Below are 15447 nucleotides of genomic sequence, written 5' to 3'. Positions count from 1 at the left end.
TTCGAGCATCGGGAAATCGAGCGTCAACGGGTCGAGCGTCAGAAAAGGCAATCGGGTCAGGACAGCAGGAAGTCCGCCTCTCCCGCCTTCGCCCCTTCGATGAAGGCCGTCATCTCGTCGGTGGTGTAGATCAGCGCCGGACCGTCCGGGTCGGTGGACTGCCGGACGGCGATCCGGCCGTCGGCGAGCTTCATCGCCTCCAGGCAGTTCCCTCCGTTCCCGCCGCTCCACGGCTTGTGCCAGCCTTCGCTGCCCAAGTCGCGCGCGGGCATGCCGTTGTAGACGTGTTTGCGCGGCTTGATGCGATCCATTCACAGCTCCTTGCGAAGATCCCTGAGGATCTCCTTCGTGCGATGTGCCGTAGCGGCCTGCGCCGCCATGCGGTCCATGACCTCGAGGTGGGTCGCCACCTCGGCGCGCGCGTCGAGGTAGACCGCGCCGGTCAGGTACTCGCTGTAGACCATGTCCGGCAGTTCGGGCATGGCAAATCGGAACAGCACGAACGGCCCGTACGTGCCCGGGTGCGGCCCGGCCGCGAACGGGGCGACCTGCAACGTCACATGGGACAGCTCCGTGGCCTCCAGCAGCCGGTCGATCTGGGCGCGCATCACCTCCGGGCCGCCGACCGGGCGCCGCAGCGCGGTCTCGTCCATCACGACCCACAGCCGGGGCGCGTCCTCGCGGGTGAGCAGTTCCTGACGCTGCATCCGCAGGGCGACATGCCGCTCGATGTCGTCGGGCCGGGTCTGGCCGATGGCGCCCGAGCGGAGCACTCCGCGCGCGTAGTCCTCGGTCTGCAACAGCCCGGGGACGAAATGGGGCTCGTAACTGCGGATGACGGCGGCCGCGCCCTCCAGGCTCACGTACATCGAGAACCAGCCGGGCAGGATGTCGTGGAAACGCTGCCACCAGCCGGGCTTGTTCGCTTCCTCGGCCAGCAGGACGAAGGCGTCGGCCTCCTCGTCGGAGATTCCGTAGGCTTTCAAAAGCAGTTGCAGATAGGGGATTTTGAGCGTGACCTCGGCCATCTCCATACGGCGGACCGTGGCGGGAGCGACGCGGAGGATGCGGGCGGCCTCCTCGCGCTTCATCCCGGCGCGTTCCCGCAGGTCCAACAGGCGTCGGCCGAGGACGACCTGGCCCACCGTCGGCGCGGACCGCGGTTCGCTCACGCTCCACCTCCACCAAGAGTTCTGACGAGCCGGCCACAGAAGAAGCTGACAGCCCGGCGGCGCCATGCGAAGACCTTTTCGAAGAGCCGGTCATCCGAACAAACGTTTTCGAACAGATCTTCGATGGCCTCAACTGGCGCCGGGCGGGGTGCTGTTGCGAGCAGTGTGCCACGGCCTTCCAGAACGTCACACAGCACTCTGCAATTTTCAGAGTGACACTTGCCAAGTGTTCTCGGCGGGGCGATAGTGGCAAGCGTGATTCCGTCCGCGCCCTTAGGAACAGACGCCGCCGCAGGCCCCAACGGCCTGGGTGCCAGCCCGGAAGCAAGCCCTCTCGGGGCCGCTGCCGAGCGCCGGTTCCGTTTCGAGCTGGCCGCACATCCGGGTTCTCCCGCACAGGCCAGACGCCTGACGCGGGCCCGGCTGACCGGCTGGTCGGTGTGCGAGGACACCTGCGACAGCGCGGCCCTGGTGGTTTCCGAGCTGGTCACCAACGCCATCGTGCACACGGCGAGCACCCACATCGTGTGCGAGCTGCACGACGGCGACGACCTGGTGCGGATAGCCGTGCGTGACGAGGGCTGCGCCCCGGGCCAGCCCCACGCGGCCAGCCGCACCCGGCCCGAGGAGGAGCACGGGAGGGGACTGCTTCTCGTCGACGCCCTCTGCGATGCCTGGGGTGCCCATGAGCACGGCCCCGGGCTGCTGGTCTGGGCCGAGCTGCCGCGCAAGGCCGACACCCCGCACGACCCGGCGGAGCCCCGGAACGACCTGGGCTGGGGCGCCCGCCCGAAGCCGGGGCCGTCCGACGACGGGGACGACGGGGACGGAGCACACCAGGAGCGACACCGAGAGCGGGGGCCGGCGTGAGCCCCGGGTGCGGTGGCCGCGTCCTGAACCTCGACACCCTGACCCGGCTCCGGCGCGAGCTGCGGACGACGGGCCCGGCTCTGCGGCTTCCCGTGCCCGACGGCATGACCGCCCCGCTCGGCTGCGACGCGGTCGCGGTACCCGCCGGCCTCGGCCCGCTGGTCATGCCCCGGCTACCGCGCGTGGGCTGCGTCTACGCCGACGAGGGGCACTGGTGGTGGCTGGTGCCGTCCGACTCCGACCACGCCCTGGAATGGCCGGCCCCGGCGCACTACGCCACCGGCGCGGTCGTCCCGGACCTCCCTGAGCTGCCCGAACTGATCCACCGCCCGGACGGCACGCTGCCGTACACCCCGCCGATACCGCTGTATCTGGCCCTGTGCCGGGTGACGGGGACCGCGCCGGCCTGGTCGCGGCCGGTCAGCGCGTAGGGCTCGTCAAGCTCGCCGGACACGGCTCGATCGAAGCCTGGGCACCACCCCTGCGACTCCGCGCCGTTCAACGCCTCCCCCGCCCGATTCGTGCGCCCGCGCGCTCCCGGCGCCCCGGGCTGCGCCCTGCCCGGGCGGGCTCCGCCCCCGCCATAGTGACCGTTCGTCCACGAGCGGGGCAGAGCGGGGAGGTCGGTCGACGGTGGCGACGAAGCGGACCGCGCCGGAGGTGTCCGAGTCGGAGCGGCTGCTCTTCGGCGGGCCGCTGCGCTACGACATGGGCTGGAACCAGCACGCGGACGCGTTCCTGGAGCTGAACTTCCGCGCGATGATCAGCCGGCTGCCGTCCCTGCTGGCGTCCAGCCTGCGGCTCGCCCGGCAGGCCGACCGGGGCGCCGCGCGGATCGTGCTGGCCGCCGAGGCGGGCCGGGGCGTGGCGCAGGCGGTGGCGCTGCTCGCGGTCAACAGCGTGCTGGCCCGGCTGATGGGCGGCGGCGCGATCGAGGACCGGCTGCGCGGTGCCGTCCCCGCGCTGGTCACCGTGGCCGTCGTGATGCTGCTCGCGGCACTGCTGCGGGCCGCGAGCACCTACGCCACCGGACGGCTGGAGCCCAAGGTGGAGCGGGTGGCGACCGAGCGGTACCTGGAGCGGGCCGCGGCCGTCGAGCTGGCCGCGATCGAGGACCACGCCTTCCACAAGCTGCTGGACACCGCGCAGTACGGCGCCGCCTCCGCCCGCAGGATGATCTCCTACGGCACGCGCGTGATCAACGCGATGATCTCGCTGGTCGCGGCGGCGGGCGTGCTGACCGTGCTGCATCCGGCGCTGCTGCCGCTGCTGGTCACGATGACCCTGCCGAGCGCCTGGAGCGCGCTGACCGTGGCCCGGCGGCGCTACGAGTCCTTCCACGCCTGGGTGCAGCACGCCCGGGCGGGCCGGCTGCTCGGCAATCTGCTGATCGAGCCCGAGGCGGCCCCCGAGATCCGGGTGCACGGGGTGGGCGCCTTCCTGCTGCGGCACTTCCGCGCGATGTCGGAGACGGCGGAGGCCGAGCAGGCCCGGCTGGCCCGGTTGGCCGCCCGTACCGGCCTGATCGCGGCGGCGTGGACGGGCCTGGCGACGGTGGCGACGTACGCGACGCTCGGCGGGCTGCTGCTGGCGGGCGCGATGGCCCTGTCGGTGGCGGGTACGGCCGTGATCGCGATCCGGACCGGCTCGCAGAGCCTCGACACGCTCGTGGTGGAGGTCAACGCGCTCCACGAGGAGGCCCTCTTCGTCGGCGATCTGCATCGGCTGTACACCGAGGCGGACCAGTGGGCGATCCCGGCGGGCGGCGCGCCGCTGCCGGAGGATCCGCGCGAGATCCGCTTCGAGAACGTCACGTTCCGTTACCCGGGCGACTCCGCCCGCCCCGCCCTCGACGACGTGTCGCTCACCCTCCCGCTGGGCCGGATCGTGGCGCTGGTCGGCGAGAACGGCTCCGGCAAGACGACCCTGGTCAAGCTGCTCGCCGGGCTCTACACCCCGCAGAGGGGGCGGATCCTGTGGGACGGCGTGGACGCGGCGACCGCCGACCGGCACCGGCTGGCCGAGCGGATCGCGATGGTGGCGCAGGACTTCAAGCGGTGGCCGTTCACGGCCCGGGTGAACGTCGCCCTGGGGCGCACATCGGTGCCGGTGTGCGAGCAACGGCTGGCCGCGTCGATCGCCGAGGCCGGGGCCGAGACGGTGATCGCGGACCTGCCGCGTGGGCTGGACACCCTGCTCGCCCGCAACTTCAGCGGCGGGCACGAACTGTCGGGCGGCCAGTGGCAGCGGCTGGGCATCGCCCGGGCGGCCTACCGCAGGGGCCGCATCCTGATCGTGGACGAGCCGACGGCGGCCCTGGACGCCCGGGCCGAGCTGGAGGTCTTCGAGCGGATCCGCGCCCTGGCCGACAGCGGTCAGACGGTCGTGCTGATCACGCACCGGCTGGCGTCCGTACGCCACGCGGATCTGGTGCACGTCCTGGACCAGGGCCGGCTCGTGGAGTCCGGGACTCCGGAGGAGCTGCTGGCGACCGGCGGTCTCTACGCCGAGCTGTACGCGCTCCAGGCGGAGCAGTTCGCCACGTCACCCGCCGCTGTTCCGCCGGTCCCGGAGGTGCCGGCACCGAAGGCGGGCTGAGCCCCACCGCCGGGCCGCCGCCGGGGCACGCGTCAGGCTGCGGCGTCGGCGCCGTCTCCGCTGCGCACGATCACCAGGAACATGTCCGTGGCGAGATCCATGACGACCTCGGCAGGCAGGCCCTCCAGACGCCGCGCCTGCGCGAACTCCTCCGCCGGCCAGGAGCCACGCGGCCCACCGGCGGGAAAGCGCTCGAGCACCGTTCGCCCGTTCACCCTGCACCTCCATGTCGCGCTGTACTCGTAGAGTTAAACGCCAACCATGGGGTGAACGGCTCGCGAAGTGACGGTTCTGAGACGTAGTTGACACTCGTTCACCGCCGAGTGTGACCAAACTCTCAGCCGCTTGGCCTATCTTTTCACTTTCCGTATCAGTCGTCGTACTCGTCGTGATAGCGGACGCGGTCACTTCCCGCAGGCGCCCCGAGAGCCGACGCCCGCCCCTTGGGCACCTCCCACTCCTCGGGATCGTCAGGTGTCGTAGTCCTGGATGCGCCGGCCGTGGCTGCGGTCGACGAGGGCGGGCAGGCGCTCCTGCAGTTCCCGTACCACCGCCGGCACGTCGATCGTCAGGAGCTCCCGGTCGCGCATCAGGATCCGGCCGTCGACGATCGTGGTGCGGACGTCGGCGGAGCGGGCGCTGTGCACGAGGGTGGCGGCGAGGTCGTGGACGGGCTGGGTGTGCGGTCCGGTGAGGTCGGCCAGGACGATGTCCGCCCGCCGCCCCGGAGCGATGCTGCCGACGCGGTCCCCGAGACCCACGGCACGGGCGCTCTGGAGGGTGGCGTGGTGCAGGGCCTGGCGGGAGGTCAGCCAGCGGGGGTCGCCCTCGGCGGACTTCTGGACCAGGGAGGTGAGGGCCATCGACTCCCATACGTCGAGGGAGTTGTTGGAGGCGGCGCCGTCGGTGGCGAGTCCGACGTCGACGCCGATGTCGCGCAGGGCGCGGACCGGTGTGGTGTCGGGCCAGGCGAACTTGAGGTAGCCCCGGGGCGCGGTGGCGACCGCCTTACGGCCGTCCGCCCGCTCCAGCACGGGGAGGTCGCTGTCGACGATGCCGGTGCCGTGGGCGAGGAGCAGGTCCGTGTGGAGGATGCCGGTGCGTTCCAGGACCTCGATCGGAGTCGCACCGTGACGGGCGAGGCTGGCCTCGGTCTGGTCGCGGTTCTCGGCGGCGTGGAGGTGGACGGGCAGGCCGTGCGTGCGGGCGAGTTCGCCGGTGGCGGCGAGATCGGTGTCGTCGACCGTATAGGGGGCATGGGGAGCGAGCGCGGTGGTGATCCGGCCGTCGGCCGCGCCGCGGTGCCGCAGCGCGAACTCCAGTGACCGCTCCCGGCCTTCGGGGCCCTGCGAGGAGAAGAACGCCTCGCCGAGCAGCGCCCGCATGCCGGATTCCGCGACCACCCGGGCCACCGCGTCCATGGCGAAGTAGTGGTCGGCGAAGCAGGTGACGCCGGCGCGGATCATCTCGGCGCAGGCGAGCCACGCCCCCAACTCCACGTCCTTCTCCGTGAGGTTGGACTCCACGGGCCAGACGACGTCGTTGAACCACTCCTGTGTCGGAAGGTCCTCGGCCAGACCGCGCAGCGCGACCATCGGCGCGTGCGTGTGGCAGTTGATCAGACCGGGCAGGGCGACCTGGCCCCGGGCGTCGAGGCGCTCGGCGGCGGGCAGGTCCGCGACCGCGGCGGTGGTCGTCACGGCCTCCACGACTGCGTTCCGTACGACGATCGCGGCGTCCTCCTGGAACCCGATGCGCTCTTGATCGTCGTGCACGAGGACGGTACATGCGCTGATGATGAGGTCCGCGGGACCCTCCGCGGCAGAAGGCGTCATCGCGCCAACGTACGACCTGTCGGCTTCTGAAGGGAGCCCGGCATGCTTCTCGGCACCTGGAACCTGGAGAACCTCTACCGGCCCGGCGGCCCGTTCGGCCCGAAGGACGAGGCCGCGTACGACACCAAGCTCGCCGCGCTCACCGCCGTGATCACGGAACTCGACCCGACGCTGCTCGGCGTGCAGGAGGTCGGGGACCCCCAAGCCTTGCAGGACCTGGCCGGGATGCTCGGCGACGACTGGCATGTCGCCTTGTCCGGGCATCCGGACAGCCGGGGAATACGGGTCGGGTTCCTGAGCCGTACGGCCATGACGGTGCTGGCGGACACGACGGCCTTCCCCGCGGAGCTGCGGCCCGTGCAGGTGGACGACTCGGGGGTGACGGTGACGCGGGCGGGGCGGGGCTTCCTCGCCGTCGAGGTCGCGGAGGCCGAGGGCGGGCCACTGCGGGTGGCCGTCTGCCATCTGAAGTCGAAGCTGCTGTCGTACCCGGACGGCCGCTTCCAGCCGCACGACGAGGGCGAACGGGCCCGCTACGGCGCCTACGCCCTGTACCGGCGGGCCGCCGAGGCGACGGCCCTGCGCGCCCTCGCGGACGAGCTCCTGGACGGCGACGGGCAGGGCAGGGACGTGGCCGTAGTGGGCGACCTCAACGACGAGGTGCAGGCCGCGACCACACAGATCCTGCTCGGCCCGCCCGGCTCCGAGATCGGCACGCCGGGCTACGAGCGGGCGGACCAGGGCGACGCGAACCGGCTGTGGGACGTGGCCCCGCTCATCCCGCCCGGGCAGCGCTACTCCCGCGTCACCTCAGGGCGGCGCGAACTGATCGACCATGTGCTGGTGAGCCACCGCCTGCTGCGCCGGGTGACGGCGGCGGGCACGGGCCTGCCCGGCGACGGCCCGCCCGGTCTGCCGTCGGTCGGTCCCGACCCGGCGCAGCGGCGGGGCGCGCCCGGGTCGGACCACGCGCCGGTGTGGATACGGGTCGGCTGAGGGGCCGGTTGCGGGTTCGGCTGAAGGGCCGGTTGCGGGTTCGGCTGAGGGGTCATCCGGCGCGGCGCGTCCTGGGCAGTCGCAGCCCCACCCGCTCTCCCTGTCCGGCGAGTTCACCGAGGAGGGCGCTGAGGCGCCCGGTGTGCTCGGAGCCGATCCGTCCCGTGTCGTCGAGGTGGACGGCGCAGGCGGTGGTGGTGTCGACGAGGCGTTCGAGGAGGTCCGCCACCTCGTCCGCGCCCTCGGTGTGCCGGGCGAGGGCGGGCAGTTCGTGCGCGGACAGCGAGATGGCCGTCCGGGCCTCGGCCAGCGTGCGGTAGGCCTCGCGGCGCAGGGTCCAGCGGGTGGCGCGGGGGTCGGAGGGCGTGATGGGGCGCTCGGAGGAGGTGACCCGGCGCTCGGTGGGCATGCCGCGGCGCTCGGAAGGCGTGCCGGGCCTGCCGATGCGCGGGGTGTCGGCCTCGTCGAGGACGTGGGTGAGATAGGCGTACGCGGCGTCGCTCGCCGCGGCGAGCCGGGCGCGCACTCCCCCGCCCCGCTGTCCGGGCATCGGCAGGTGCCCGGTGATCAGCACGATCGCGCAGGCCAGCAGCGTCTCCCCGATCCGCCCCATGGAGGCCTGCGGCTCGCCGCCGACCATGACCAGGGCGAGGACGAGGACCGTGACGACGGCGGTCTGGGCGGCGAAGTGCCGGGTGGCGACAGGGATGAGCGCTCCGCTGAGGGCGACGAGCGCGATGAGACCCTCGGGCCGCGGCAGCACGGCGGCGAATCCGGCGAAGACGACGGCGCCGAGCACCGTCCCGGCGGCCCGGTTCAGCACCCGCGAGGCCAGCGGCCCCAGGTCGGGCTTGACGAGGAAGACGGCGGTGGCCGGCAGCCAGTACCAGTGCTCGTGCTGCCCGTACCACTGGCCCTGGTGCAGGGCCTGCGCGACGGCCGAACTGGCCCCGAAGCAGAGGGCGACCCGCAGCCCGTACTCGCGCCCGGCGCTGCCGAAGGCGGCGCGCAGCCGGTCCCTGGGCGTGCGGGGCCGGGTGTGCAGAGCGCCGCCCCTGCCCTGGTCGAACACCTCGGCGGCGTGCAGGAGGGCGTCGTCGAGGGCGCGCAGCGCGGGCGCCGAGCGGGAGGGTGCGGGCAGGGGGCCGGTATGGGAGTTGCCGCGAACGGCGGCGGCGAGCCGCCGGGGTCCTTCCAAGGCCCGCTCGCCGACGGCCTCTCCGGCCCACGCCAGGGCGGTGGCGGCCTCGGCGAGGGGCAGGGCGGCGGCGTACTGCGCGTGCAGCCGCCGCTCGGCGGAGGAGGAGGCGTACCGCCGCAGCCGGGGCCCGGCGAGGGCGTCCTGCGCGTGGTCGAGGGCGGCGGTGAGCGCGGCCCGGCGGCGCATCGCCTCGGGCCCGCCGACGGCGTCGAGCAGGTCGGCGACGGCCTCGTACACGCCGGCGACGGCCTTCCGCTCCCCGTCGAACCGGAAGTCCCCGGCGAGGGAACCGGGCGTGGGCAGGACGAGCCGGAGCACGAGCAGCCACCCGGCGCCCGCGACGTAGGCGAGCGCCCGCTCCCACCCCGGCTCCGGCAGGGGCATCCCGGCCCCGATCGCCGAGGCGACGAGCACCTGCGTCCCGACGGCGGAGGCGACCGGCCCGATCGCGCTGATGCTCCCGGCGACGAGCCCGACGAACGTGAGGAGCACCGTCAGCACGACCGCGCCGGTCTGCTGCCCGGCGTACGTCCCGGCCACCAGCCCCAGGGCACCGCCCAGCGCGGGCACCCCGATCCGCTTGACCGAGGCCCGCCGGCTCCCGGGCCGGTCGTTGATCCCGGCGAGCATGGCGGCGATGGCGGCGACGACCCCGAGCGAGGTCCGCCCGGCCTGCACGGCCACCAGCAGCAGCGGCCCCGCCGACAGGGCGCCCCGCGTCACCGCGTTCCAGGGCACCGGCCCCCGCTGAGCGCGCAGGGCGTGCGCGAGCCAGGGCGGCAACGCGAGGTAGGCACGGCGGGACCGGGACACGGGGCTCCTGTCGACTCGTCGAGGGCAGGGGTGGGCCTTCGGGCGACGGTGGCCGGGGCGGGGGTGTGGGTGCCCACAGTAGGCGGGGTTCCTGGAGGAAAGGTTTCCGGAACGTGACGGAGTCCGGGAAAGCCGGGTTCTTTATGAACGCAATCGGCATGAGCTCGATCGGGTACGGCCGTACCCGGTCGGCGACGGCCGTACCCGGTCAGCTCCGCGCTGCCTCCACGGCCCGGTTCAAGACCGTCTCCACGTCGGTGATCCTCTTCACGAGCTCGTCCGGAGGGCTGGTGAGGGCGCCCAAGAGCACGTCCACTTCCCGCAGCCCCGCCCGCGCGACAATCCCCTTCTCGTTGGTCACCCACTCCCCCCGTGCCGCCAGCACCGCGTGCGCCGTCTGTGTCGCCGCGAGGGCGATCGCGCCGGCGACCTGGGTGACCGCGCCTTTCGGGGCATGGCCCGCCTTCGCGTACGCGAGGGTGGCCGTGGCCATGCCGTGCCAGTGGGCCGGGGCGGTCTCGCGCAGGGCCGGTGGGTAGGCCGCGGGGCGCGGCAGGTTGCCCCGCAGCACCTTGTTGATGGCGAGTTCGGCGACGAGCAGATACGTCGGGATGCCCGCCAGGTGGAACATCAGCGGCTCGACCCGGAAGCGGCCCTGCTCCGCCTGCGCCACCTCGTGTTCGACCACGTCCAGATCGCGGTAGTGGACGTCCACGCGCCGGCCGTCGACGGTCAGCCAGGCGCCGCCGTTGAAGACACCGCCGCCCCACGCGCCGAGTTCGGAGACCTCGCCCTCCCAGCCGACAGCCCGCAGGTCCTCCGGATCGAAGACGCCCCGGTAGTAGATCGCCAGGTCCCAGTCGCTGTCCGGGCGTTCGGTGCCCTGGGCGCGGGAGCCGCCGAGGGTGACGGCCTCGACGGCGGGGAGGGCGGCGAGGCGGTCGGCGGTGGTGTCGAGGAAGGTCTGATCCGGGCGGGTGGGCACGGGCGTCGCTCCTGGGCCGGCGGGTGATCCACGGGAAGCGTAGGGGAGCGCTCGGGCGGGGGTGCAACCGAAATACGGGTGCGCCCGCGTGGTGGAACCTCGCATGATCGGCGGGTTGCCCTCGGCTGCCGCCCTTAGATCGGAGACCCCCGTGATCCAGCGAGTCACCGTCCCGAGCCTGTTTCCGCCGCCCGCCTACTCCCACGCCTCGGTCGTGGAGGCCGGCACGCGGCTGGCGTTCCTCGCCGGGTCCGTGCCGCTGGATGCCGACGGCGAGCTGGTCGGCCCGGGGGATCCCGTGCGGCAGGCCGGGCAGGTGATCGACAATCTGCGCGAGCAACTGCGTGCCGTCGGCAGCGATCTGGCGCACGTCGTGTCGACCGACGTGTACGTCGTGAGCGGTGAACCGGCCGTGCTGTCGGCCGTCTGGGAGGTCGTCGAGGCGTCCGGGCTCAGTGCCGGACCGCACTCGTCGACGCTGATCGGCGTGGCGTGCCTCGGGTACACGGGACAGCTGGTGGAGATTACGGCGACAGCGGTCGTGCCCGGCGAGCCGCCGGCCTGAGGCCTGAGGAGAACGCCATGTTGATCGAGCACCGAGGGCGGCGCCCCGTCGTCCCCGAGTCCGCGTACGTCGCCCCGACGGCCGTCCTGTGCGGGGCCGTCGTCCTCGGTGAGCGCAGCCGGGTGCTGCACGGGGCCGTGCTCACCGCCGAGGACGGGGAGGTACGGGTGGGCTCGGACGTCGTCGTCATGGAGAACGCGCTGGTGCGGGGGCGGGCGAGGCACCCCGCGGTGATCGGTGACGCCGTGCTCGTCGGCCCGCACGCCCATGTCAACGGGGCGACGCTGGAGGACGAGGTCTTCGTGGCCACGGGCGCCTGCGTCTTCCCGGGCGCCGTCGCGAGCGCCGGATCCGAACTGCGGATCCACAGCGTGCTGCACGTCAACTCCGTGCTGCCGCCCGGCACGGTCCTGCCCATCGGCTGGATCGCGGCGGGAGCGCCCCGGGCCCGGCTCTTCGCCCCCGGCGAGCACGACGAGTTGTGGCAGGTGCAGGAGGCGCTGGACTTCCCCGGCACGGTGTACGGCATCCCGCGCGGCACCTCGATGCGGCAGGTCATGGCCCGCCAGGCGGCGTTCTACGGGGCTCATCGCGACGACGTCACACTCGACGACGGCGCGGCATGACCCACGGGCTCCCGACGGGACTCCGGAATGGCCTAGGTGTGCCGTCCGGGCCGCCCCCACACCCTGCGTTTCGCCAGCGGCTCGGCGTAGCTCCCCACCCGGCTCGTCGTCAGCCCCAGCGCCACCAGCGATTCGGCCAGTTTGACGGCCGCGGCGACCCCGTCGACGACCGGCAGGCCCAGCTTCTCCCCGACCAGCCGCTGCAATCCCGTCATGCCGGCGCAGCCCAGCACCAGGACCTCGGCCCCGGCCGCGCACGCCCGCTCGGCGGCGGCCAGGAACGCCGTCTCGGTGCGCTCGTCGTCGCCGAGGTCGAGCACGTTCAGGCCCGTGCCGACGATCGCGGCGCAGTTGCGGGCCACGCCCGCCGTCTCCAGGCTGTCCTCGATCTGGCCGACGGACCGCTCCAGCGTGGTGACGACGCCGTAGCGGCGGCCCAGCAGACAGGCCAGGTGTGCTGCCGCCTCGGTGATGTCGACGACCGGTACGTCCACCAGTTCCCGGACACCCTCGCGCCCGTGCTCCCCGAAACCGGCCATGACGACGGCGTCGTACGGCGGTCCGTCGTACGTGCGCAGCGTGTCCAGGACGGCCGCGGCGGACAGGTAGCTGTCGAGCCAGCCCTCCGCGGACTCCGGCCCCCAGGCCGGGGTCAGTCCGGTCACGGCGGTGCCCGGGCCTGCGGCGGCCCGGGCACCTCGTACGATCTCCTCGGTCATCTCCTGCGTGGTGTTGCAGTTGGTGACGACGATCCGCACGTCTCTCATACCTCCACGGTGGCGCGCTCGGGGCGGCACAGCGCCGCGTACAGGCCTGCCGCGAGCGCCGTGCCGATGAACCAGGAGTACGGCGCGACACCGCTGAAGGTCTTCACCAGCGCGAGGACCGCCGCGACACCGGCCGCCGGCAGGAACGCCCACAGCGCCTTGGGGTTGAAGCCCTTGCGGTAGTGGTAGCGGGAGCCGGGCGTGGCGTCGAACAGTTCGTCGACGTTCACCCGGCCGCGCTTGACCCAGTAGTAGTCGACCATGATCACGCCGAACAGCGGGCCGAGGAAGGCGCCGAGGCCGCCGAGGAAGTAGTTCACGACGGTCGGGTTGGAGAAGAGGTTCCAGGGCGTGACGAGCAGGGCCGCGACCGTGCTGATCATGCCGCCGACCTTGAAAGTGATCTTCTGCGGCCAGACGTTGGCGAGGTCGTACGCCGGTGAGACGAAGTTGGCGACGATGTTGACGCCCATGGTGGCGATGGCGAAGGTCAGCGCGCCCAGTACCAGCACCCAGGTGTTGCCGATCTCGGCGACGAGGTAGGCCGGGTCGGTGATCTCCTTGCCGAAGACCTCGAAGGCGCCCGCCGTGACGATGACCGACACGATGACGAAGGCCGTGGAGTTGACGGGCAGGCCCCAGAAGTTGCCGCGCCGGACGGACTTGTAGTCGGGGGCGAAGCGGGAGAAGTCGCAGAAGTTGAGCATCAGTGTGCCGTACGTGGCGAGGACCAGGCCGATCGCGCCGAACCACTGGCGCCACTGCTCTCCGACGGACACCGGGTGCGGGGTGGAGGTGAGCGAGATCGTCCAGCCGGCCTTGGCGAGGATCCACACGGCCAGCGCGATCATCACGAGCCAGATCGCCGGACCGCAGAAGTCCTGGAACTTGCGGACCGACTCCATGCCCCGGCTGATGATCGCCGCCTGGACCAGCCACAGCGCGACGAAGGAGACCCAGCCGAGCGCGTCCAGTCCGAGGAACGAGTTGTGCGTCCACGACTCCAGGCCCGGCCAGGCCGCGAGCAGCATGACGTTGACGGCGACGGAGGCCAGGTAGGTCTGGATGCCGTACCACATGATGGCGATCACGGCCCTGATCAGCGCCGGGATGTTGGCGCCCCAGACGCCGAAGGCGATCCGGCTGACGACCGGGAAGGGCACGCCGTGGCGCTGGCCGATCTTCCCCATCCAGTTCATGCCGATGTAGATGATCACGAAGCCCACGAGCAGGGAGGTGAAGATCTGCCAGACGTTCATGCCGAGGAAGAGCAGTCCGGCGGCGAAGGTGTAGTTGCCGAGGTTGTGGACGTCGGACATCCACATGGCGAAGAGGTCGAAGACCTTCCAGTTGCGCTTCTTCGCGGGCGCGAGGTCTTCGTTGGTGAGCCGGGGATCGGGGACGAACGCTGGGGTGCCGGTGGTTGCGGCACGGTCGGCGAGGGACACGGGGGCCTCCATGAGCAAGGGGACGACGGAGGACTGCTCTGCGAGGGTTTGGTATACCAAACTGCGCACATGGTCTCCTCGTCAACCGTTCTGACCGATGTCGCTCTTGTTAACGCTCCGTAAAAGAGACCGCGCGTCGGCGAAGATGGGCTCCATGACGAAGATCGAACCCCTCGGAGCGGTGCGCGAACGCGTCACGGCCGACCTTCGGCAGGAGATCATCGCGGGCAGCCTCCGTCCCGGCGACCGCCTGGTCGAACGCGAGCTGGCGGAGCGCTTCGGCGTCTCGCGCGTTCCGGTCAGGGAGGCGATCCGGGCGCTCGTCGCCGAGGGCTTCGTCCACTTCGAGACGCCCCGGCGCACGGTCGTACGCCGTCTCACCCCGACCGACGTCAAGGAACTGTTCGAACTGCGCGAGGCCCTGGAGGTCTACGCGGCCGGGCTCGCCGCGTCCCGCGCGACACCGCAGGACCTGGCCGCGGTCCAGGAGCTCCTCGACCGCGCGGCCGACGCCACGGAGGCCGGGGACGCCGAGCTGATCACGGACCTCAACAGCCGCCTGCACGACCGCATCATGGCGATGGCCGGCAACAGCCTGCTGGCCGAGGCCCTGGAACCGGTCGCCGGCCGGCTGCGCTGGATGACCCGGCGCAACGAGGAGTGGCCGCAGCTCCTGGTGGAGCACCGCGAGCTGTACGAGGCCATCGCCTCGGGCGACCCGGACCGGGCCCGCGCGCACGCACTCACGCACGTACGCACCAACTACCGCTCCACGGTGCGGCATCTGTTCGGGGAAGCGGCTCCTCAGCTACGGGGAGGAGGCTCTTAGCCGCTCTTGGTGGGCAGTTGCGCAGCCCGCCCCGCCGCCCGCAGGACGTCGCGCAGCATCGCCGGGGTGAGCCGGCCGGTGAAGGTGTTGCGCTGGCTGACGTGGAAGCAGCCGAAGAGTTCCAGGCCGTCCAGGCGGTAGCGGGCCCCATGACCGAAGGCGGGCCGGGGACGGGGCACGGACCAGCCCGCCTCCGCGAACGCGGGGAGCGCGGCCTGCCAGCCGAAGGCGCCGAGCACGACCACGGCCCGCAGCGTCGGACGCAGCAGCCGCAGTTCCTGCGCCAGCCAGGGGCGGCAGGTGTCCCGTTCCTCCGGAGTGGGCTTGTTCGCGGGCGGGGCGCAGTGCACGGGCGAGGTGACGCGTACGCCGTACAGCTCCAGGCCGTCGTGGGCGTGCTCGGCGGTGGGCCGGGAGGCGAGGCCGACGTCGTACAGCGCCTGGTACAGGACGTCTCCCGAGCGGTCGCCGGTGAACATCCGGCCCGTGCGGTTGCCGCCGTGCGCGGCGGGAGCGAGTCCGACGATCAGCAGCGAAGCGTCCGCCGGCCCGAACCCGGGCACCGGCCGCCCCCAGTACGTCCAGTCCGCGTAGGCGGCTCGCTTGGCCCGAGCCACCTCCTCACGCCAGGAGACCAGCCGCGGGCAGGCCCGGCACTCCGTGATGCACCGGTCGAGGAGGGGGAGACCGCTGGCGTCCATCACTCCACGGTAAGCGCCAATGGGACCCCTCCCCCCACCGG

General features: G+C 72.4%; 16 protein-coding genes and 1 pseudogene. 7 read left to right on the top strand and 10 right to left on the bottom strand.

Features of this window, described 5'->3' with window-relative positions:
• Positions 1 to 56: 56 nt before the first annotated feature.
• A complete protein-coding gene (locus tag ACFZDA_RS24215; RefSeq protein ID WP_020277664.1) occupies positions 57 to 311 on the bottom strand; it encodes a DUF397 domain-containing protein in 255 nt (84 codons plus the stop codon).
• Entirely contained in the window at positions 312 to 1172 is an 861-nt protein-coding gene (locus ACFZDA_RS24210; RefSeq protein ID WP_391085207.1) for a Scr1 family TA system antitoxin-like transcriptional regulator, read from the bottom strand. It abuts the gene before it with no gap.
• 246 nt (positions 1173 to 1418) lie between these two features.
• Here ACFZDA_RS24210 and ACFZDA_RS24205 point away from each other — a divergent pair, with 246 nt between their 5' ends.
• The 3 genes from ACFZDA_RS24205 (at position 1419) to ACFZDA_RS24195 (ending at position 4640) form a co-directional block, all read left to right on the top strand.
• Positions 1419 to 2042 carry an ATP-binding protein gene (locus tag ACFZDA_RS24205; RefSeq protein ID WP_391085204.1) on the top strand — a complete coding sequence of 208 codons (624 nt, stop codon included), beginning with the start codon at positions 1419 to 1421 and terminating at the stop codon, positions 2040 to 2042.
• Complete coding sequence (locus tag ACFZDA_RS24200) at positions 2039 to 2473, top strand: hypothetical protein (RefSeq protein ID WP_391085201.1); 435 nt, start codon at positions 2039 to 2041, stop codon at positions 2471 to 2473. Before ACFZDA_RS24205 ends, ACFZDA_RS24200 begins: the two co-directional genes overlap by 4 nt.
• A 277-nt stretch (positions 2474 to 2750) precedes the next feature.
• Entirely contained in the window at positions 2751 to 4640 is a 1890-nt protein-coding gene (locus ACFZDA_RS24195; protein ID WP_391085730.1) for an ATP-binding cassette domain-containing protein, read from the top strand.
• A gap of 32 nt (positions 4641 to 4672) precedes the next feature.
• On the opposite strand, the gene ACFZDA_RS24190 is transcribed toward ACFZDA_RS24195, so the two are convergent.
• From ACFZDA_RS24190 to ACFZDA_RS24180, 3 genes and pseudogenes are all read right to left on the bottom strand, one after another.
• Entirely contained in the window at positions 4673 to 4855 is a 183-nt protein-coding gene (locus tag ACFZDA_RS24190) for a hypothetical protein (RefSeq protein ID WP_306967875.1), read from the bottom strand.
• A 155-nt stretch (positions 4856 to 5010) separates the two neighbouring features.
• Positions 5011 to 5103, bottom strand: a pseudogene (locus ACFZDA_RS24185) (DUF899 domain-containing protein); the annotation flags it as partial.
• Between the two features lie 7 nt (positions 5104 to 5110).
• Positions 5111 to 6475: an amidohydrolase family protein gene (locus tag ACFZDA_RS24180; RefSeq protein ID WP_391085197.1), complete on the bottom strand. Its 1365-nt coding sequence runs from the start codon at positions 6473 to 6475 to the stop codon at positions 5111 to 5113.
• 42 nt (positions 6476 to 6517) lie between these two features.
• Here ACFZDA_RS24180 and ACFZDA_RS24175 point away from each other — a divergent pair, with 42 nt between their 5' ends.
• On the top strand, positions 6518 to 7471 hold the full coding sequence (locus ACFZDA_RS24175) for an endonuclease/exonuclease/phosphatase family protein (protein ID WP_391085194.1): 954 nt from the start codon (positions 6518 to 6520) through the stop codon (positions 7469 to 7471).
• A 52-nt stretch (positions 7472 to 7523) separates the two neighbouring features.
• On the opposite strand, the gene ACFZDA_RS24170 is transcribed toward ACFZDA_RS24175, so the two are convergent.
• Complete coding sequence (locus ACFZDA_RS24170) at positions 7524 to 9485, bottom strand: FUSC family protein (RefSeq protein ID WP_391085191.1); 1962 nt, start codon at positions 9483 to 9485, stop codon at positions 7524 to 7526.
• A gap of 208 nt (positions 9486 to 9693) precedes the next feature.
• A complete protein-coding gene (locus ACFZDA_RS24165) occupies positions 9694 to 10470 on the bottom strand; it encodes a nucleotidyltransferase domain-containing protein (protein ID WP_391085188.1) in 777 nt (258 codons plus the stop codon).
• Between the two features lie 151 nt (positions 10471 to 10621).
• Between ACFZDA_RS24165 and ACFZDA_RS24160 the strand changes: the two genes are divergently transcribed.
• Together ACFZDA_RS24160 and ACFZDA_RS24155 are read left to right on the top strand one after the other, a co-directional pair.
• Entirely contained in the window at positions 10622 to 11035 is a 414-nt protein-coding gene (locus ACFZDA_RS24160) for a Rid family hydrolase (protein WP_391085185.1), read from the top strand.
• 17 nt (positions 11036 to 11052) lie between these two features.
• Positions 11053 to 11661, top strand: coding sequence for a gamma carbonic anhydrase family protein (locus ACFZDA_RS24155; protein WP_391085182.1), 609 nt, complete (start codon positions 11053 to 11055; stop codon positions 11659 to 11661).
• A 32-nt stretch (positions 11662 to 11693) separates the two neighbouring features.
• Here the strand turns inward: ACFZDA_RS24155 and ACFZDA_RS24150 are convergent, their stop codons facing one another.
• Both ACFZDA_RS24150 and ACFZDA_RS24145 read right to left on the bottom strand, forming a co-directional pair.
• On the bottom strand, positions 11694 to 12419 hold the full coding sequence (locus ACFZDA_RS24150) for an aspartate/glutamate racemase family protein (protein ID WP_391085728.1): 726 nt from the start codon (positions 12417 to 12419) through the stop codon (positions 11694 to 11696).
• A gap of 5 nt (positions 12420 to 12424) precedes the next feature.
• Positions 12425 to 13876 (bottom strand): cytosine permease, encoded by a 1452-nt coding sequence (locus ACFZDA_RS24145; RefSeq protein WP_391085726.1) that lies wholly within the window; start codon positions 13874 to 13876, stop codon positions 12425 to 12427.
• 145 nt (positions 13877 to 14021) lie between these two features.
• Between ACFZDA_RS24145 and ACFZDA_RS24140 the strand changes: the two genes are divergently transcribed.
• Positions 14022 to 14705 (top strand): FCD domain-containing protein, encoded by a 684-nt coding sequence (locus ACFZDA_RS24140; protein WP_391085179.1) that lies wholly within the window; start codon positions 14022 to 14024, stop codon positions 14703 to 14705.
• Here ACFZDA_RS24140 and ACFZDA_RS24135 read toward each other — a convergent pair.
• Positions 14702 to 15406, bottom strand: a complete 705-nt coding sequence (locus tag ACFZDA_RS24135; protein ID WP_391085176.1) for a uracil-DNA glycosylase family protein — start codon at positions 15404 to 15406, stop codon at positions 14702 to 14704. The genes ACFZDA_RS24140 and ACFZDA_RS24135 overlap by 4 nt on opposite strands.
• Positions 15407 to 15447: the final 41 nt, after the last annotated feature.

The sequence above is a fragment of the Streptomyces sp. NPDC007991 genome (assembly GCF_042958445.1).
In the GTDB taxonomy this organism is placed as follows: Bacteria; Actinomycetota; Actinomycetes; order Streptomycetales; family Streptomycetaceae; genus Streptomyces.
Note: the sequence above shows the minus strand (reverse complement) of the source record. Positions and strands in the feature narration are given on the sequence as shown.

Bases quoted from the DNA above. Each gene is read 5' to 3' on its own strand.
- ACFZDA_RS24175 (WP_391085194.1), top strand. From the start codon at position 6,518: ATGCTTCTCGGCACCTGGAACCTGGAGAACCTCTACCGGCCCGGCGGC.
- ACFZDA_RS24155 (WP_391085182.1), top strand. From the start codon at position 11,053: ATGTTGATCGAGCACCGAGGGCGGCGCCCCGTCGTCCCCGAGTCCGCG.
- ACFZDA_RS24135 (WP_391085176.1), bottom strand. From the start codon at position 15,406: ATGGACGCCAGCGGTCTCCCCCTCCTCGACCGGTGCATCACGGAGTGC.
- ACFZDA_RS24215 (WP_020277664.1), bottom strand. From the start codon at position 311: ATGGATCGCATCAAGCCGCGCAAACACGTCTACAACGGCATGCCCGCG.
- ACFZDA_RS24180 (WP_391085197.1), bottom strand. From the start codon at position 6,475: ATGACGCCTTCTGCCGCGGAGGGTCCCGCGGACCTCATCATCAGCGCA.
- ACFZDA_RS24195 (WP_391085730.1), top strand. From the start codon at position 2,751: ATGGGCTGGAACCAGCACGCGGACGCGTTCCTGGAGCTGAACTTCCGC.
- ACFZDA_RS24140 (WP_391085179.1), top strand. From the start codon at position 14,022: ATGGGCTCCATGACGAAGATCGAACCCCTCGGAGCGGTGCGCGAACGC.